Here is a 17,446-nt window from a genome sequence, read left to right as displayed (position 1 = left end):
AAACCTACAGTAAATCAGCCCATTTGGGCTGATTTTTATGTTACAATTAGGATGTAAAAAATATTTGTGGAGGCAGTATGTCTACAACTCTAAAAGGGACTCTGATTACTTTAATAGCGGGAATTGCTTGGGGACTATCCGGAGTTAGCGGGCAATATTTAATGGTTCATGGATTTTCGGCTATTGGGTTAACAAATCTTCGTTTGCTGTTTTCTGGTATTATCCTCATTATTCTTTCCTACGTTGCAGATAAGGAGAAGTTTTTGGCCTTTGTCAAAGATAAATCTTCCTACCTTCCCCTCCTTGTTTTTGCCTTTTTAGGATTGTTATTGACTCAGCTGACCTATTTAGAGGCGATTGCTGAATCCAATGCTGGGACAGCTACGGTGTTACAGTATCTCTGTCCAGTGGGAATTTTAGCCTATACCTGTGTCAAGGATAGGGTGGCCCCTACACTAGCGGAAGTAGTTTCGATGCTTTTAGCGATTGGAGGCACATTCTTAATTGCAACACATGGTCAGCTCAACCACCTGGCCATCAATCCCAAAGGTTTGGCTTGGGGAGTGGTGTCTGCCTTTGCCTATGCCCTTTATATCATTCTACCTCTGAACTTGATTCAAAAATGGGGAAGTATGCTGGTGATTGGAGTTGGGATGGCTATTCCAGGGATCCTAATGCTCCCTTTTAGTGGCCTTCTCTCTTCTTCTGGAAACTACAGACTCGATACCTGGATGGCCCTTTTTGGCTTGGTGGTTATTGGGACGATTTTTGCCTATACAGCTTTTTTGAAAGGCACCTCTTTGGTCGGAGCCGTTAAAGGAAGTTTGCTGGCTTCCTTTGAGCCTATTTCGGCAGTATTCTTTGCCTTTGTCATTATGAAGGAGCATTTTTTTATGGTTGATGTGATTGGAATGGCCATGATTCTTCTAGCTGTTCTCTTGATCTCCCTCAAGGATCTCTTGATTCAAAAAGAAAAAGGAATCTTGTAAAGAAGGCCGAAAAGGATCCTTATTATAGAAATCAGAAGGTTGAGACGGAAGTCTCAGCCTTTTTCTGATCAGGGTTCCTTGTGGAGGTAGATATCACTAGATAGCGTATACATAGATGGAAAAAGATGTTAAAATAGAACAAAACTTTTTTAAGGAGATAAGGATGAAAAAGATTTTTAAATGGACCCTATTTGCTGTAGCGACTTTGACTCTAGCAGCTTGTGGGGCTGGTCCTCAAAAGACAAATTCGCAGCAATCAAAGACGGAAAAAGTAGCGAAAAGCTCAGCATCTGACGGTCAAGTAGAGCTGAGCCTAAAAGGAGGGCAATACATCAAACCGCCTGTCCTCAATGACTCAGAAGACGGCACTTATTTAGCCCTTCAATTAGAATTTAAGAATGTTGCTAAAGAATCTATTAACGTGTCAGATTCAGATATCACCATCTACGATGCGGAGAATAACAAGGTCAAATTGCAGTCAGGAATTTATGACCAAACGGAAACCTTCCAATTGCTCAAGAGTGATCAGTTGGCCCAGGATAAAAAATTAACCGGCTATATCGTCTTTCCAGTCGAAAAAGGCAAAAAATACGAAGTGCAGTATGAACGAAAAACCTATAGCTCTGATAAAAAAACGAAGCCTCTAAAATTTGCGGTGGATTCTTCTCAGTATGAGGACAAGGTGGAAGCTTCCACCCTTCTAGCTGATGAATACATCAATCAAGTTTACTTTAGTGGCCAACGAAAGGTCAAAAAGGATGATGCTTTTGTTTTGGGAACTGATTTGAAAAAGGAAGCCAGTGATTTCCGTGCGAAATTTGCGGCTGATTTTACTCGTAAACTACACGATTACCAATTCCCAGAAGAAGAAGTGACCCAGTTTATCGATGCTTATGAAAAGGAAAATGCCAAGCGTGCGAAATTAACCTATAAGGTTAAACAATATCTCCCGGACAAGGTGGTCATTAGTCTAAATCCTGAAACTGTCAGCATGGAAAAGACGATTTTAAACCACATGCAGACCTTCTATCAAGAACATCGGAAAGATTATTCGAGTATCATTGAGGCCAATCAGGCTCAAAACAAAGCCTATAGAGAGGAAATGATGGCTTCTCTTGCGGATCGCCCCTTGACGACGCCGGATCAAAACGACTACCAGTTGATCTTTGTTAAGAAAGATGGCAAATGGGAAGTGGAAAAAGCCTATAATAGTGATAGCTTTATGGAAAAATTCGAGGGAAATCTTTCTTAATCATGAAGAAGACACTCCTAGGACAGAAATCTAGGGGTGTTTTTGCTCTATAGTTTGAAACTATATCAAAACCCAAGAAACAGGAATTAGACGGGAGCCCTTCTTAGTGATAAAATAATTTCAAGTATGAAAGGAGATGAAGGTTTGTGGCTTTTTCTTATGAAGAGTTAAGAGAGATTCGCCATTATCTACACCAACACCCAGAATTATCTGGTCAAGAATACCAAACAACAGCCTTCTTAAAGGACCGTTTGGAAGGCTTGGGAATCCATGTGTTAGAGAGTGGTTTAAAAACCGGTTTGATTGCGGAAATTGGAACTGGTCATCCAGTGGTAGCGCTTCGAGCAGATATCGATGCTCTTCCAATAGTAGAACAAACCGGTCTGCCTTATCAAAGCCAGAATCCTGGTGTGATGCATGCTTGTGGCCATGATTTCCATCAAACCAGTCTTCTAGGAGCTGCAGCTCTTCTCAAGGAAAAAGAAGCCCAGCTAGACGGAACGGTCCGCTTGATTTTTCAACCAGCAGAAGAAATTTCAGAAGGAGCTACTGAAGTTTTAGCAACAGGACTGTTGGAGGATGTTCAAGGGATCATTGGTTTTCATAATATGCCTCAGCTAAAGGCAGGCCAACTCGCCTTAAATGCAGGAGCCATGATGGCAGGGGTCGAAAAATTCAAGGTCACTGTGACAGGGGTTAGTAGCCATGCGGCGAGACCAGACTTGGGAGCTGATACCGTGACAGCTGTTACGACGATGGTTCAGAATCTACAATTATTGATTTCACGGACGGTTTCTCCTTTTGAAACAGCTGTCCTGTCTATTACGCATCTAGATGTGGGTTCTACATGGAATGTTCTCCCTAAATCTGGCTATTTTGAAGGAACCATTCGTTCCTTTAACCCGAGTTTGCAAAGAGAGTTAAAGGAACGCTTCATTTCTATTATTCGCCATACCGCAAAAAGCTTGGAAGTCGATGTAACTTTTGAGTGGGGAGTAACACCTCCTGTCACCTTCAACGATGAGGAATTGACTCAGCTGGTTTGGGATGCTTCTCAAGGTCTGGCTGAAGTGATTCCAGCAACCCCATCTACAGCTGGAGAAGACTTTGCCTTTTATCAGGAGCGGATCCCTGGAGTATTTGCCTTTATCGGGTCCAATGGTGAGCCAGATGCGCCAGACCTCCATCATGACCACATGACGATTGATGATGCAGCTTTTCGAGTATCGGTTCCTTATTATGTAGAAAATGCGCAAGCCTTATTGAGGTATTTTAAGGATAAGGAAGCGTGATAGATAAAACCTATCACCTCCATAAAAAATATATAATAGTCAAGAGGCGGCGATTCTGATAAAATGGAAGAATATTTTTAAGATGGCGTTTTATGTGCCTGAAACCGAAAAGGAGATCCTATGAATCTAAAAAAAATGATTAAGTATTCTGCTTTAGGATTGGTTGCAGTCCTTGCAACCAGTGCTTTAGTAGCATGTTCATCTGGTAAATCTGCCAGTGGCAAGAAAACAATTGAAGTTGGGACTGTTGGAACAACCAAACCATTCTCTTACGAAGAAAAAGACGGCAAGCTAACCGGTTATGAAATCGAAGTTTTGCGTGAAATCTTCAAAGATTCAGACAAATATGAAGTAAACTTTAACAAAACAGAGTGGTCTTCAGTCTTTGCTGGCTTAGATAGTGACCGTTTCCAAATCGGTGCCAACAACATCAGCTACTCAAAAGAGCGGGAAGAAAAATACCTTTATCCAAATCCATATGCTCGTAATCCATTAGTATTGGTCGTACCAAAAGATTCTTCTATTAAATCTTTGGATGACATTGGTGGCAAGAAAACAGAAGTGGTTCAAGGAACATCTACTGCTAAACAATTAGAAGATTTCAATAAAAAACATTCAGATAATCCAACTGACTTGCAATACACAGATGGAACGATTCAAACCATCATGGCCAATCTAGCGGATGGTCGTACCGATTACAAGATCTTCGAACGTATTTCTGTAGATACCATCATTCGAGATCAAGGCTATGACAACTTGAAAGTGATCGAGCTTCCAAGTGACCAACAGCCTTATGTTTATCCAATCATTGCAAAAGAGGATAAAGACCTTCAAAAATTCGTTAACAAACGTATCAAGGAACTCTATGACAATGGAACCCTTGAAAAATTGTCTAAAAAATACTTTGGTGGAACTTATCTACCAGAAGCAAAAGATATTAAAGAATAATATTTATTTAAAGGAGATTTCAAAATGAAATTGAAAAAAATTCTTGGTTTAACAGCTCTTGCAGCTGTCGCAACGTTTGCTCTTGCAGCATGTGGTTCTTCAAACTCATCTAGCAAAGATGGCGAAACAACAGTTAAAGTGGGTGTCATGACTTTGAGTGACACTGAAAAAGCTCGTTGGGATGCAGTCGAAGAAAACCTCAAAGGAAAAGGCATCAAATTGGAATTCACCCAATTTACAGACTACTCACAACCAAACGTGGCTGTAAAAGATGGTAGTGTAGATATCAATGCTTTCCAACACTACAACTTCTTGGATAACTGGAACTCTAAAAACGACAATGCCCTTGTTGCAGTAGCAGATACTTACATTGCTCCAATCCGTCTCTACTCTGGTACAGAAAACGGTAAAAATAAATACACTTCTATCAAAGAAATTCCAAAAGGTGGAACCATTGCCGTACCAAATGACCCAACAAATGAAAGCCGTGCCTTGTATGTCTTGCAATCAGCAGGTTTGATTAAATTGGATACCAAAGATGGCCAATTGGCTAACGTGTCAAACATCAAAGAAAATCCAAAAGATTTGAAGATTTCTGAATTGGATGCTTCTCAAACGCCTTCTGCTCTTCCTTCAGTAGATGCTGCTGTCATCAACAATACCTTCGTTCGTGAAGCAGGGGTTGACTTCAAAAAAGCGATCTATGTTGAAAAGAAAGACAACAACTCAAAACAATGGTACAACTTGATTGCTGCTAAGAAAGATTGGGAAAAATCTGATAAAGCAAAAGCTATCAAAGAAATCATCAAAGCCTATCACAAAGACAATGTGAAGAAAGTGATCGAAGAATCTTCAGAAGGAATGGATCAACCAGTCTTTTAAGATTCGATCTCAAGTGTATGAAGGAGGTGGAGAAGCAATTCTCTACCTCTTATCGTGTATTAGGAGGAATGCATGCCTTTTGCTACAGAAGCGGAACAAATCCGTAAATTTGAAAATGATGAGGTTGCGCAACACTATTTTGAAGTGTTGCGAACCTTGATTTCAAAAAAATCCATCTTTGCCCAACAGGTTGGTCTGAAGGAAGTGGCCAATTATTTGGGAGAAATTTTTACAGCTGCAGGAGCCAAAGTGGAAGTAGATGATAGCTACACAGCTCCCTTTGTCATTGCGAAATTTTTCTCTGCAAATCCAAATGCCAAGACCATCATTTTTTATAATCATTATGATACGGTGCCAGCGGATGGAGACCAACCATGGAGCAGTGATCCCTTCACCTTATCGGTCCATTATGGAACCATGTATGGCCGAGGGGTCGATGATGATAAAGGTCACATTACGGCTCGTCTCACAGCCCTGCGAAAATACATTCGTGAAAGAGGAGACTTACCGGTCAATATCACTTTTATCATCGAAGGAGCAGAGGAGTCTGCTTCGACAGACCTGGATAAATATTTGGCCAAACACAAGAAGCACTTGCGAGGGGCAGATCTTCTAGTCTGGGAACAAGGAACCCGAAACAATCAAGGACAACTGGAAATCTCCGGTGGTAGTAAGGGAATTGTGACCTTTGATATGGTGGTGAAGAGTGCAGAAGTTGATCTCCATTCTAGTTATGGTGGCGTGGTAGACTCGGCTTCCTGGTATTTGTTAAATGCAATCGCAAGTTTACGTGATAGAGAAGGTCGGATCTTAGTGGATGGGATTTATGAGCAGATTCAAGAACCCAATGAACGTGAGTTAGCCTTGATCGAAGAATATGCCAACAAGGGGCCTGAAGATGTAGCGGGGACCTATGGCTTGACCCTCCCCATCTTGAAGGAAGATCGCAAAGAATTCTTGCGCCGTTTCTATTTTGAACCAGCTTTGAATATTGAAGGGTTTGGCTCTGGTTACCAAGGCCAAGGTGTCAAGACCATTCTTCCAGCAGATGCGTGTGCCAAGATGGAGGTGCGCTTGGTTCCAGGTCTGGATCCCAAGGATGTCTTAGAAAAGATTGGTCAGCAATTGAAGAAAAATGGCTATGATCAGGTAGAATTGGTCTACACCCTCGGTGAAATGAGTTACCGAAGTGATATGAGTGCCCCATCGATTTTAAATGTCATTCGGCTGGCCAAAGATTTCTATCCAGAAGGGGTTTCTGTTCTTCCGACAACTGCCGGAACCGGCCCCATGCATACAGTCTTTGAGGCCTTGCAAGTACCCATGGCAGCCTTTGGAATTGGCAATGCCAATAGCCGGGACCATGGGGGCGATGAAAATGTGAAAATCGCCGATTATTACACCCATATTGAATTGATAAAGGAGTTAATAGCAAGTTATGAGTAAAGCAATGATTCAGCTGGACCACATTGATGTGACCTTCCAGCAAAAGAAACGTCAGATCCAAGCTGTCAAAGATGTGACCATTCATATCAATGAAGGTGATATCTATGGGATTGTTGGGTATTCTGGAGCCGGGAAATCTACCTTGGTTCGGGTCATCAATCTCCTCCAAGTACCAAGCGCAGGGACTATCACTGTTGATGGAGATGTGATTTATCGAGATCAGGTGACCTTAAAACCAGCTGCTCTTCGGGAGAAACGTCGGGATATCGGGATGATTTTTCAACACTTCAACTTGATGGCTCAAATGACCGTCGCAGAAAATGTGGCCTTCGCTCTCAAGCATTCTAAATTAAATAAAGAACAAAAGGATGAAAAAGTTGCGAAATTATTGGATCTAGTAGGTCTAGCAGACCGTGCAGAAAATTACCCAGCCCAATTGTCTGGTGGACAAAAGCAACGGGTGGCCATTGCACGTGCCCTTGCCAATGATCCAAAAATCTTGATCTCTGATGAATCAACTTCAGCCTTGGATCCGAAGACGACCAAGCAAATTCTAGCTTTGTTGCAAGAGTTGAACAAAAAGCTTGGCTTAACGATTGTCTTGATTACCCATGAGATGCAAATTGTCAAAGACATTGCCAATCGCGTAGCCGTGATGCAAAATGGTGAACTGATCGAAGAAGGTTCTGTTTTAGATATCTTCTCAAATCCTAAAAATGCTTTGACCCAAGACTTCATCACAGTCGCAACAGGAATCGATGAAGCCATGGTGAAAATCAATCAACAAGCCATTGTTAAAAACTTGCCAGATGATTCGATCTTAGCGCATCTCAAGTATGCGGGCTCTGTAACAGATACAGCCATCATGAATGATATCTACAAACAGTACCAAATCTCTGCCAACATTTTATTTGGGAATATCGAAATCCTTGATCACACTCCTGTCGGAGAATTGGTGGTTATCTTATCAGGTGAGACTCAAAATCTGGAAACAGCTAAATCTGAGTTAGAAAATGCAGGTGTTTCCGTGACTATTGTGAAAGATGGGAGAAAAGCATGATCCAATTAATTCAAACGTATTTACCAAATGTTTATAAATTAGGGTGGTCTGGCCAGTATGGTTGGGGAACCGCTATTTACTTGACTCTTTATATGACCGTTATTTCCTTCATTATTGGTGGATTTTTAGGTTTGGTGACAGGGCTTTTATTAGTCTTGACCCGTCCAGGTGGCGTCATCGAAAATCGAATCGTTTTCCAAATTTTGGATAAGATTACTTCATTGTTCCGTGCCATTCCCTTCATTATCTTGTTAGCCTTTATTAATCCATTAACTTACTTGCTTTTGAAAAATACCATCGGACCTACAGCCGCTCTTGTTCCATTGTCCCTAGCAGTCTTTCCTTTCTTTGCCCGCCAAGTCCAAGTGGTCTTATCTGAATTGGATGGCGGTGTGATTGAAGCGGCTCAAGCCAGTGGGGCCACTTTCTGGGATATCGTCGGAGTTTACCTTCGTGAGGGTCTTCCAGATTTGATCCGTGTGACAACCGTGACCATCATTTCCTTGATCGGGGAAACCGCCATGGCGGGTGCCGTTGGTGCAGGAGGACTAGGAACCTTAGCCATCAACTATGGTAAAAATATGTTTAACAATGATGTCATCTTTGTAGCGACTTTATTGATTTTAATCCTCATTGTGTTGGTCCAATTTATGGGGGATTTCCTATCCAAGAAAATTAGCCATCGATAAAGGTTGAGAATGCCATGATACAGAAACATCAATTTAAGCAGGTTGCAGCCTTTGCAGCCTTGTATTTTCTTGCCATTGGATTAGGTGTCCTACTTGGAAGTCTGGTTGACCATCGAGGGAACATGTTTTATGCTCCAGCCTTCTCTGCCCTAGTGGGTGGAGGGATCTATCGAGTTTATGTTGAAAAAATTCAACGAACAGGGGCCATCCTAGTAGTCGCTCTTGTGATTGGTGCTTTTTTCCTTTTTACTCGTCATGGAGCTGGAGCTTTTCTGCCTGCTCTTGTTGGAGGGCTTTTGGCAGAATTGGTCGCAGGCCGTGGCCACTACCAGTCGAAGTTGGGCAATGCGGTGTCTTTCCTCCTCTTTTCCTTTACGACGACAGGGCCTATCCTTATGATGTGGTTCCAACCAGCTAGTTATCGTGCTTCTTTACTAGCACGTGGGAAGTCGATGGATTATATTGAACGCGTTATGGTACCGTCGAATATAGGAACGGTGAGCTGGTTTTTACTGACCCTTCTTCTTGGAGCTCTACTAGGTTATCTTCTTGGATCTTTGGTCTATCAAAAGCTAGATAGAAAATGATATGATGGAGAAGAAATATGCACAATAATTTACTAGTCCTTCAGTCAGACTTTGGTCTGGTGGATGGGGCTGTCTCTGCTATGATTGGGGTTGCTTTAGAGGAATCGCCAACCCTCAAGATTCACAACTTGACCCATGACATTACCCCTTACAATATTTTTGAAGGAAGTTACCGCCTCTTTCAGACGGTAGACTACTGGCCGGAAGGGACAACCTTTGTTTCGGTGGTCGATCCGGGGGTCGGTTCCAAACGAAAGAGTGTGGTAGCTAAAACGGCGAAGAATCAATACATTGTGACTCCCGATAATGGGACCCTCTCTTTCATCAAAAAACATGTAGGGATTGTTGCTATCCGTGAGATTTCAGAGGTGAAGAACCGTCGGGCCAATACAGAGTTTTCTTATACCTTCCACGGGCGTGATGTCTATGCCTATACAGGAGCTAAGTTAGCCAGTGGCCATATCAGCTTTGAGGAAGTAGGTCCAGAACTCAGTGTCGAACACATTGTGGAAATTCCAGTGGTGGAGACCATCATTGAAGAGAACTTAGTTAAAGGAGCAGTCGATATTCTCGATGTGCGCTTTGGTTCTCTCTGGACGTCGATTACTCGGGAAGAATTCAATCATTTGGAACCTGAATTTGGGGAACGCTTTGAAGTGACCATCTATAACAATGACATGCTGGTTTATCAAAATCAAGTAACTTACGGCAAGTCTTTCGCCGATGTGCGGATTGGACAGCCAATCCTTTATATCAATTCCCTCTACCGTGTTGGTCTTGCTATCAACCAGGGATCCTTTGCCAAGGCCTATAATGTAGGAGTTGGGGCTTCTTGGCATATCGAAATTAGAAAAATGGAAAATTAATAGGAGATAAAATATGAAACAAAAACAAGCTTTTACAATTAAGGATGTTGTAGCCATCGGGGTTGGAGCGGCCCTCTTTGTGGTCATTGCGATGATCCCAATTCCAGCACCAGCACCGAATACGAGTATTCAGTTGCAGTATGCGCTTCAAGCTCTTTTTAGTGTAGTCTTTGGCCCGATTGTCGGCTTCTTAATGGGCTTGATCGGTCATGCTATCAAAGATGCCATGTCTGGAAATCTTTGGTGGACTTGGATCATTTCTAGTGGTTTGTTTGGCCTCTTTGTCGGTTTCTTCCGCAAGCAAATCGGTGACCTAAAAGGAGAAGTGACCAAGAAAGAATTGCTCGTCTTTAACGTCGTTCAAATCGTAGCTAATCTTGTCATCTGGGGACTGATTGCACCGGTTGGAGATGTCATGATCTACAAAGAAAGTGCCAACAAGGTCTTCCTTCAAGGTGTTGTTGCGGGTTCTGTCAATGCTTTAGTGGTAGCTATTGCAGGTTCACTCCTCTTGATTGCCTATGCTCGTACCCAAACAAAAGACGGAAGTTTGTCTAAAGATTAATCATAAATAAGAAGAGAAAGTCTGGGGAACCAGGCTTTTTTGTTTATCGAAAATATTTTTTACAAAATGCAAGATATATATTGCAAAATAGAAAATATAGTGTATAATAGAGCTATAAAAACAAGAAAGGAAAAGCATGTGGCGAAAAATCTCAAATTAAAAATGGCCCGGGTCGAGCATGATATGACCCAGGGGGATCTTGCAGATGCCATCGGAGTGACACGCCAGACCATTGGTCTGATTGAGGCAGGGAAGTACAATCCGACCCTCAGCCTCTGCCTAGCTATTTGTAAGACCTTGGATAAGACGCTGGATCAACTGTTCTGGGAATAACAGTTTAACATAGAAAGAGGAATCATATGAAACAAAAGAAAGAACCAATTGTAAAAGATGAACGGACCATACTGATTGATGGAAAAATTGCAGGGGAACTTGTTATAGGAATGACTTGCTTTATTGGCCTATCTGCCCTTGTGAAAGCTAGTATCCTGGACTTGGACCTAATAGCCTATATTCCAGAGCTCATTCTCTTGATTGTCATGGGAGCTTATGCCTTTGTGAGAAGGATCAGTTCAGGGATTGATGTTCGAGATATGTTAGAAAAAGAGAGCTGGTTGAGCCGCATCGGATCAGGCGTTTTATTTGCCCTATTTGTGATCGTAACGGATGTAATTGGGAAGCGGGAAACGATGAGCTTTATGTTCAGTCCCAAGTATCTGCTCAAAATTGTCCTTGCCATTTTCGTCTTTGCCCTTTTGACTTATCTGTTAGAGAAACCACTAGGACTTATCAATCGGAAAAAACAGAAGAAGATCGAGGCAGAATTAGAGGAGGAATAGATGAGAGTACACTTGATGAACAAACAAATCATAGATGAACGAGAGGAAGGACTGGCCAATAAAGCTGGTGCGGAGACGGCTGGTTTTCTGTTTCTTGCCTTAACCGTTTTTAGTGTGGGGTCTATATTTACTTCTCAGGTCGGTCTGAGTCCAATCATGGTCGTAAGTCTACTCATTGTGTCAGGATTGTATTATTCGGTTCGATGTCAACGATTGGGTGTACGGTTTATCATCTATAGCTACTTCAATCTAACTGGTATGGTAGTAGTGACCTCTATTCTTTCCTTATTCATTTGGGCTCAGAATTATCAATTAAACCAAGCTGTCTATCACCATAATCCTTTTCATTCAAAATTCTTGCTCGTACTTCCTATTACCTTTTTACTGAATTTCCCAATTGTAGGGGGTGTGAATGCTGTTGTGATGCTGCTTGCAAAAGTAGAGAAAAAACGCTATGACGCCTATCTGGATCAGTTGGAAAAGGAAGAGTAGGAAGTTGAAATCTTGGTTTCATCGTGTAAAAGTCTGGAACCCCAGGCTTTTATTTTTCAGTCAAATAAATTGCATTCGTTTTCTGGGGAGAGTATACTGGTATAGTTGAATGAAAAATTCTGATAATTTAATCTTAGAAAAGAGAATCTTATGGCAAAACCTATTCGTGTTTTACTTTACTATAAATATGTTCCCATCGAAAATGCAGAACAATTTGCGGCTGATCACTTGGCTTTCTGTAAATCAATCGGGCTCAAGGGCCGTATCCTAGTTGCTGACGAAGGAATCAACGGAACCGTTTCTGGTGATTACGAAACGACGCAAAAATACATGGACTACGTTCACAGCCTTCCGGGTATGGAAGACCTCTGGTTCAAGATGGATGAGGAAGAAGAGCAAGCCTTCAAGAAGATGTTCGTCCGCTATAAGAAAGAGATTGTCCACCTTGGATTAGAGGATGATAACTTTGATAACGACATCAATCCTCTTGAAACAACAGGCGCTTACTTGTCACCAAAAGAATTTAAAGAAGCTCTTCTAGACGAGGATACCGTTGTCCTTGATACTCGTAACGACTACGAGTACGACCTTGGACACTTCCGTGGGGCTATTCGTCCAGATATCCGCAACTTCCGTGAGTTGCCACAATGGGTCCGTGATAACAAGGAAAAATTCATGGACAAGCGTGTGGTCGTATACTGTACGGGTGGAGTCCGTTGTGAGAAATTCTCAGGCTGGATGGTGCGTGAAGGCTACAAAGATGTCGGCCAATTGCATGGAGGAATCGCCACTTACGGAAAAGACCCAGAAGTTCAAGGAGAATTGTGGGATGGGAAAATGTACGTCTTTGACGAGCGGATCGCAGTCGATGTTAACCATGTTGATCCAAGTGTTGTCGGAAAAGACTGGTTCGATGGAACACCATGTGAACGCTATGTCAACTGTGGAAATCCTTTCTGTAACCGTCGCATCTTGACTTCAGAAGAAAACGAAGACAAGTACCTCCGTGGCTGCTCCCATGAGTGTCGTGTTCATCCACGCAATCGCTATGTAGAAGAACACAACTTGTCACAAGCAGAGGCTGCTGAGCGTTTGGCCGCTATCGGTGAGACACTTGATGGAGAGCTTGCATAAGAGAAAAAAACAGTCTGAAAGCTCAGGCTGTTTTTATATGGAAATTGATTGAAAATTATGCTATACTCTAAGTAAGCGATTTCACAAAGGAGCAAACAAATGACTATTGTGTTTTCAATCAAGAATAAAAAGAGCTTGTTTGGCTATCAGAAAGTACTCGCAGCTAATGAAGTCCTCAAATTAGTGGAAGGTTTGATCAGTTACAACTATGACCCCAGTAGCTTGCATCGTTCCTTGAATGATTTTGAAAGCCTGAACTGTATCCTATTTGGTAAGAGTGGTCTTCCCTTGCAATTACGCTATGTTGATGCGGAAAACGCTTATCAAATCCTAGTTTCACCTTTCGCCATTGAGGAAGATTGGCAGTTGGCTCTTCGATGGATGAGTCGTCTAGCTGAGCTATTGGGAACAGAGATCACATCCAGCGAAGGCGGGAACTATAGTCCAGATTCTATTTTCCATTTTGATTACGAAGTCATTATCCTAGAAACACTTGGGAATCTGACGAAGGAAAAAGATCTAGAAGAGTTTGAAGTACAAGGCTTCGCCCATCCAGTTTATTTAGATAGGGAGACCGTTCAGGAAGTCTTGAACCATGTTCACCCACTAGAAGCCTACTCTGCCTTTATCAAGAAGATTCAATACAGTGCTGCTTATTTTAGTCAAGTCCGTTTTTACCAACAGGAGGAGACAAGAGACTTCTTAGCTAGCTATAGCTTGACAGAAGAGACAGATACCGTCTTGCCACGCCGACCACATGTTCCTGCAGAATATGTAGAAATTGTGGGCTTGGCGGGTGTGAGTGATTGGCGGGTTCTTTTGGTAGCGATCGATGGAGATCCTGACAAGCAAGAAAATTACCATCCACTTGCTTCCGTTCCTTTGAAGGCACTCATAGAAGCCTTAGAGCCGAATGAATATCAGCTTCTAGATGCCAATCAAATTGAAATCAAAAAATTGTCCAAAGAACGCTTGTTGCAATTGGCCCAACTCTAATAAAAAAAGTTCTCAGTGTTGAGAACTTTTTCTTTTAGTTTGATTCATGTGGCAAGATCAAGTTAAGGATGATTCCTGTCATAGCTGAGAGGGCTGTTCCTGATAGGGTCACTGGACCAAGTTTCAGAATTGCTCCACCAAGTCCAAGAACCAACATAGCACTTGCAATAATCAAGTTACGCATCAAGCTGAAGTCAACGCGTTCTTTGATCAAGACTTTCAAACCATTACTTGCGATAACCCCGTAGAGAAGGATAGACATGCCACCGAGAACAGAGTTTGGAATGGTAGAAATGAGAGCAGTAAATTTACCAAGGAAGCTCAAGGAAATAGCGATCAAGGCTGCATTTCGGATAACGGAAACAGAAGCGATGCGAGTCATCCCAATAACGCCTGTATTTTCACCGTAAGTGGTATTGGCTGGACCACCAAGGAAGGCAGATACAGATGTTGCAATCCCGTCACCAAGAAGGGTACGATGAAGTCCCGGTTGTTTTAAGAATTGACGGCCACAGATTTGGCTAAGTACCGTATGGTCACCGATGTGTTCTGAAATCGTTACGATAGCGATTGGCAAGATGGCAATGGTTTCAGGCCCAAAATACAAGTTGTATTGTTTGAAGGCCCCACCCGTATTGAAAGGAAGATAAAAACCAGGAATCTCAAACCAGTTCGCCTTGAGGACCGGATCAAAGTTCACCAAGCCCAAGCAAACTGCGAAGACATAACCACCGATAATGGCAAAGAGGAAAGGAATGATTTTGAAGAAACCTTTTCCTTTGGTGTTGATGAAGGCAGCGATCAGGAAGGTCACGACAGCGACAAATGCATTTTTCCAATCTCCCCCTTCGACAAAACCAGCGTTCTTAACGGCTGATCCTGCAAGCCCTAGACCAATGACGATGATCATAGGTCCAATAACAACGGCAGGAAGCAATTTGTCAATCCAGCGAGTGCCTGCTACTTTAACCCCTGCAGCGACTAGCACGTAAATCAGACCAGTCAGGATAACCCCTGTTTGGGCTGCATCGACTTTTCCGCCCATTTCCTTCATCGCCAAAGCCATGGCTGTGATGAAGGCGAAGGAAGAGCCAAGGTAGACAGGGACTTTAAAGCCGGTACAAGTCATATAGATCAGTGTCCCAACACCTGATGCGAATAGGGCAACAGATACGGGCATGCCCAAGATGAGTGGTACCAAAATGGTTGCCCCAAACATGGCGAAAACGTGTTGGAAACTTAATAAGATTCCTTTAAGGGGTGCCGGACTTTGGTCGACATCCAGGAGCAAATCAACAGTTGATTCTTCTTTCATAATAACCTCACTTTTGGGCACCAAAAAAGAGCCCATGATTTTTTTGCATAGCAAGGGCCCTCAGATTATTCATATTCTGTGTCTTTGTCACCTCACGGGATGACATTAAAAACCTTTGCTTCTAAGAAGTATAGCAGAAAAAATTCGTTTTGTAAACGAATTTTTCCCGAGCCTAGAAATAAAAAAGCGAGGCAGGAGTTATCTATTTTCATCAGGAAAGAGGTCAACAGTAGACGCAGTGGTTGAGGGATCCCCCTTTATTATCTTTTGGAGGACAACTGTTTTGTTTCTCATCACAAAAGGCGAACAAGTGGGGTTGCTTGCCCCTTTGTTAGAAGGAAAGAGGCCGGTTTTATGGTATAATAGGGGCCTAGAAGTAGAATGAAAGAGGTGCACGAAGTGCTGTTAGAAGAATTTGATGCCAATCGACAGGCGATTATCAATCCACAAGACTTACACGAACCAATTGAAGGATTTCCCAAAGTAGTCATCTCTTGCTTTTCAAGAGTAACTTTTGCGCGTCTCCTTGAAAATTATGAACATGAGGTCATTACAAGAACTTCCATGGCCAATTTTGAAGTCGTGGTCTATGGGATCACTATTGGAGACCAAGAGATTGGTGCCTTTAATGCACCCGTTGGGGCTGCTTCCTGTGTGGGGATTATAGAGGATTTGATTCAATTTGGGATGGAAAAACTAGTGCTCTTTGGGACCTGTGGGGTTTTGGACCAAGATATTGAGGCGACCTCCATCATCATTCCAAAAGCAGCTCTTAGAGACGAAGGGACCAGCTATCACTATCTTCCGGCTAGTGATGAAGTGGAAGTAAATAAGGAAAGCCTTCCTCTCTTCCAAGCTTTTCTGGACAGTCACAAGGTTTCTTATCAGTCAGGAAAAGTGTGGACAACCGATGCTCCCTACCGGGAAACCATCGACAAGATGAAGCGTCGAAAGGAAGCAGGAGCCATCTGTGTAGATATGGAATGTTCGGCAGTGGCAGCTTTAGCAGCTTTTCGGGGCTTTGAGCTCTGCCATTTCTTCTACGCAGCAGACCACCTCTCGGAAGAAAAATGGGATATCCGAACCTTATCTAGTCATGAGGATTTAGATAGCAAGGATCGAATCGCGGATTTAGCTATCCAATTTGCGCTCTTATGGGAAAAGGCAAACTAAATGAAAGAAGCAATGATTGAACTGAAGGATTTTTCCTTCCAATACAAGGCACAGTCTGAGCCAACTTTGAAAAATCTCAACTTAACCATTTATAAGGGGGAAAAGGTCCTAATTGTCGGGCCATCTGGCTCTGGAAAGTCAACCATTGGCCAGTGCTTAAATGGGATTATCCCTAATATCTATAAGGGAACCAGTAGTGGGCAATTTCTCATTCAGGGGAAAGAAGCCTTTGATCTCAGTATTTATGAGAAATCTCATTTAGTCAGTACGGTCTTGCAGGATACAGATGGTCAGTTTATTGGTCTCAGTGTTGCAGAAGACTTAGCATTTGCCCTTGAAAACGATATGGTGGATCTGGAAAGCATGAAATCCCGGGTCCATACCTGGGCGGAGCGCTTAGATTTGAGCAAGCTCTTGGACCATCGGCCTCAAGATTTATCCGGTGGGCAAAAACAACGGGTCAGCTTGGCGGGTGTCCTGATTGACGAAAGTCCGATCCTGCTCTTTGATGAGCCACTGGCTAATCTAGATCCCAAATCGGGTCAGGATATCATTGATCTAATCGATCAAATTCATGAAGAGCAAGGGACAACAACCATTATCATCGAACACCGTTTGGAGGATGTGCTCTATCGTCCCATTGATCGGGTCATCTTGATCAATCAAGGGCAAGTCCTCTTTAATGGGGAGCCAGATGAGTTGTTGAGAAAGACACTGCTGGCTGAAAATGGGATTCGGGAGCCCCTCTATTTAACAACTCTTCGCCAGTTAGGCCAGGATATCAGCAAGCTAGCGAATTTGGACAACGTTGAAAAAATACCACTTGAAGATTTATCAGTGGAAATTCCAACTCCACATTTTGAAAAAGGTGCAGAGACAGAGACAATCCTAGAACTTGGTCATTTGAACTTTGCCTATCGA

At 42.6% G+C, this 17,446-nt stretch carries 18 protein-coding genes and 1 pseudogene; 18 read left to right on the top strand and 1 reads right to left on the bottom strand.

Annotated features, from left to right (window positions below; all coding sequences use genetic code 11):
• Nucleotides 1-77 precede the first annotated feature (77 nt).
• The 16 genes from QM830_RS06105 (at nucleotide 78) to QM830_RS06030 (ending at nucleotide 14,037) form a co-directional block, all read left to right on the top strand.
• Complete coding sequence (locus tag QM830_RS06105; RefSeq protein WP_009731559.1) at nucleotides 78-989, top strand: DMT family transporter; 912 nt, start codon at nucleotides 78-80, stop codon at nucleotides 987-989.
• Nucleotides 990-1,152: 163 nt separating this feature from the next.
• Nucleotides 1,153-2,241 (top strand): DUF4352 domain-containing protein, encoded by a 1,089-nt coding sequence (locus QM830_RS06100; RefSeq protein WP_414325980.1) that lies wholly within the window; start codon nucleotides 1,153-1,155, stop codon nucleotides 2,239-2,241.
• A 146-nt stretch (nucleotides 2,242-2,387) separates the two neighbouring features.
• Entirely contained in the window at nucleotides 2,388-3,533 is a 1,146-nt protein-coding gene (locus QM830_RS06095) for an amidohydrolase (RefSeq protein ID WP_414325979.1), read from the top strand.
• 120 nt (nucleotides 3,534-3,653) lie between these two features.
• The gene (locus tag QM830_RS06090; protein ID WP_414325978.1) at nucleotides 3,654-4,481 is read left to right on the top strand and encodes an amino acid ABC transporter substrate-binding protein; all 828 of its coding nucleotides are present in this window, start codon (nucleotides 3,654-3,656) and stop codon (nucleotides 4,479-4,481) included.
• A 24-nt stretch (nucleotides 4,482-4,505) separates the two neighbouring features.
• Entirely contained in the window at nucleotides 4,506-5,363 is an 858-nt protein-coding gene (locus tag QM830_RS06085; RefSeq protein ID WP_414325977.1) for a MetQ/NlpA family ABC transporter substrate-binding protein, read from the top strand.
• Between the two features lie 72 nt (nucleotides 5,364-5,435).
• On the top strand, nucleotides 5,436-6,809 hold the full coding sequence (locus tag QM830_RS06080) for a M20/M25/M40 family metallo-hydrolase (RefSeq protein ID WP_414325976.1): 1,374 nt from the start codon (nucleotides 5,436-5,438) through the stop codon (nucleotides 6,807-6,809).
• Nucleotides 6,802-7,869 (top strand): methionine ABC transporter ATP-binding protein, encoded by a 1,068-nt coding sequence (locus tag QM830_RS06075; protein WP_195326720.1) that lies wholly within the window; start codon nucleotides 6,802-6,804, stop codon nucleotides 7,867-7,869. Before QM830_RS06080 ends, QM830_RS06075 begins: the two co-directional genes overlap by 8 nt.
• Nucleotides 7,866-8,558, top strand: coding sequence for a methionine ABC transporter permease (locus QM830_RS06070; RefSeq protein WP_129299796.1), 693 nt, complete (start codon nucleotides 7,866-7,868; stop codon nucleotides 8,556-8,558). Before QM830_RS06075 ends, QM830_RS06070 begins: the two co-directional genes overlap by 4 nt.
• A 14-nt stretch (nucleotides 8,559-8,572) precedes the next feature.
• Nucleotides 8,573-9,145: an MptD family putative ECF transporter S component gene (locus QM830_RS06065; RefSeq protein ID WP_414325975.1), complete on the top strand. Its 573-nt coding sequence runs from the start codon at nucleotides 8,573-8,575 to the stop codon at nucleotides 9,143-9,145.
• A 17-nt stretch (nucleotides 9,146-9,162) separates the two neighbouring features.
• Nucleotides 9,163-10,011 (top strand): S-adenosyl-l-methionine hydroxide adenosyltransferase family protein, encoded by an 849-nt coding sequence (locus tag QM830_RS06060; protein ID WP_414325974.1) that lies wholly within the window; start codon nucleotides 9,163-9,165, stop codon nucleotides 10,009-10,011.
• Nucleotides 10,012-10,024: 13 nt separating this feature from the next.
• Nucleotides 10,025-10,576 carry an ECF-type riboflavin transporter substrate-binding protein gene (locus QM830_RS06055; RefSeq protein WP_414325973.1) on the top strand — a complete coding sequence of 184 codons (552 nt, stop codon included), beginning with the start codon at nucleotides 10,025-10,027 and terminating at the stop codon, nucleotides 10,574-10,576.
• A 138-nt stretch (nucleotides 10,577-10,714) separates the two neighbouring features.
• Nucleotides 10,715-10,909, top strand: coding sequence for a helix-turn-helix transcriptional regulator (locus tag QM830_RS06050; RefSeq protein WP_003005328.1), 195 nt, complete (start codon nucleotides 10,715-10,717; stop codon nucleotides 10,907-10,909).
• Nucleotides 10,910-10,935: 26 nt separating this feature from the next.
• Nucleotides 10,936-11,415, top strand: coding sequence for a DUF6773 family protein (locus QM830_RS06045; RefSeq protein WP_414325972.1), 480 nt, complete (start codon nucleotides 10,936-10,938; stop codon nucleotides 11,413-11,415).
• Complete coding sequence (locus QM830_RS06040; protein ID WP_009731547.1) at nucleotides 11,416-11,907, top strand: DUF6773 family protein; 492 nt, start codon at nucleotides 11,416-11,418, stop codon at nucleotides 11,905-11,907.
• Between the two features lie 150 nt (nucleotides 11,908-12,057).
• Nucleotides 12,058-13,041 carry a rhodanese-related sulfurtransferase gene (locus QM830_RS06035; RefSeq protein WP_414325971.1) on the top strand — a complete coding sequence of 328 codons (984 nt, stop codon included), beginning with the start codon at nucleotides 12,058-12,060 and terminating at the stop codon, nucleotides 13,039-13,041.
• A 99-nt stretch (nucleotides 13,042-13,140) separates the two neighbouring features.
• Complete coding sequence (locus tag QM830_RS06030) at nucleotides 13,141-14,037, top strand: DUF4299 family protein (RefSeq protein ID WP_009731545.1); 897 nt, start codon at nucleotides 13,141-13,143, stop codon at nucleotides 14,035-14,037.
• Between the two features lie 34 nt (nucleotides 14,038-14,071).
• On the opposite strand, the gene QM830_RS06025 is transcribed toward QM830_RS06030, so the two are convergent.
• On the bottom strand, nucleotides 14,072-15,352 hold the full coding sequence (locus tag QM830_RS06025) for a uracil-xanthine permease family protein (RefSeq protein WP_414325970.1): 1,281 nt from the start codon (nucleotides 15,350-15,352) through the stop codon (nucleotides 14,072-14,074).
• Nucleotides 15,353-15,751: 399 nt separating this feature from the next.
• Between QM830_RS06025 and QM830_RS06020 the strand changes: the two genes are divergently transcribed.
• Both QM830_RS06020 and QM830_RS06015 read left to right on the top strand, forming a co-directional pair.
• The gene (locus QM830_RS06020; RefSeq protein WP_414325969.1) at nucleotides 15,752-16,525 is read left to right on the top strand and encodes a nucleoside phosphorylase; all 774 of its coding nucleotides are present in this window, start codon (nucleotides 15,752-15,754) and stop codon (nucleotides 16,523-16,525) included.
• Nucleotides 16,526-17,377 (top strand): annotated as a pseudogene (locus QM830_RS06015) (DUF3744 domain-containing protein); the annotation flags it as partial. It lies immediately after the preceding gene.
• Nucleotides 17,378-17,446 lie beyond the last annotated feature (69 nt).

The organism is Streptococcus sp. OMI750, assembly GCF_047463895.1.
In the GTDB taxonomy this organism is placed as follows: domain Bacteria; phylum Bacillota; class Bacilli; order Lactobacillales; family Streptococcaceae; genus Streptococcus.
The sequence above is the reverse complement of the archived record's forward strand: the minus strand, read 5'-3'. Positions and strand labels throughout refer to the sequence as shown.

What these genes read in the sequence shown, in the direction of transcription:
- QM830_RS06105 (WP_009731559.1), top strand. Translation starts at nt 78, where the DNA reads ATGTCTACAACTCTAAAAGGGACTCTGATTACTTTAATAGCGGGAATT.
- QM830_RS06100 (WP_414325980.1), top strand. Translation starts at nt 1,153, where the DNA reads ATGAAAAAGATTTTTAAATGGACCCTATTTGCTGTAGCGACTTTGACT.
- QM830_RS06090 (WP_414325978.1), top strand. Translation starts at nt 3,654, where the DNA reads ATGAATCTAAAAAAAATGATTAAGTATTCTGCTTTAGGATTGGTTGCA.
- QM830_RS06085 (WP_414325977.1), top strand. Translation starts at nt 4,506, where the DNA reads ATGAAATTGAAAAAAATTCTTGGTTTAACAGCTCTTGCAGCTGTCGCA.
- QM830_RS06080 (WP_414325976.1), top strand. Translation starts at nt 5,436, where the DNA reads ATGCCTTTTGCTACAGAAGCGGAACAAATCCGTAAATTTGAAAATGAT.
- QM830_RS06075 (WP_195326720.1), top strand. Translation starts at nt 6,802, where the DNA reads ATGAGTAAAGCAATGATTCAGCTGGACCACATTGATGTGACCTTCCAG.
- QM830_RS06070 (WP_129299796.1), top strand. Translation starts at nt 7,866, where the DNA reads ATGATCCAATTAATTCAAACGTATTTACCAAATGTTTATAAATTAGGG.
- QM830_RS06065 (WP_414325975.1), top strand. Translation starts at nt 8,573, where the DNA reads ATGATACAGAAACATCAATTTAAGCAGGTTGCAGCCTTTGCAGCCTTG.
- QM830_RS06060 (WP_414325974.1), top strand. Translation starts at nt 9,163, where the DNA reads ATGCACAATAATTTACTAGTCCTTCAGTCAGACTTTGGTCTGGTGGAT.
- QM830_RS06055 (WP_414325973.1), top strand. Translation starts at nt 10,025, where the DNA reads ATGAAACAAAAACAAGCTTTTACAATTAAGGATGTTGTAGCCATCGGG.
- QM830_RS06045 (WP_414325972.1), top strand. Translation starts at nt 10,936, where the DNA reads ATGAAACAAAAGAAAGAACCAATTGTAAAAGATGAACGGACCATACTG.
- QM830_RS06040 (WP_009731547.1), top strand. Translation starts at nt 11,416, where the DNA reads ATGAGAGTACACTTGATGAACAAACAAATCATAGATGAACGAGAGGAA.
- QM830_RS06035 (WP_414325971.1), top strand. Translation starts at nt 12,058, where the DNA reads ATGGCAAAACCTATTCGTGTTTTACTTTACTATAAATATGTTCCCATC.
- QM830_RS06030 (WP_009731545.1), top strand. Translation starts at nt 13,141, where the DNA reads ATGACTATTGTGTTTTCAATCAAGAATAAAAAGAGCTTGTTTGGCTAT.
- QM830_RS06025 (WP_414325970.1), bottom strand. Translation starts at nt 15,352, where the DNA reads ATGAAAGAAGAATCAACTGTTGATTTGCTCCTGGATGTCGACCAAAGT.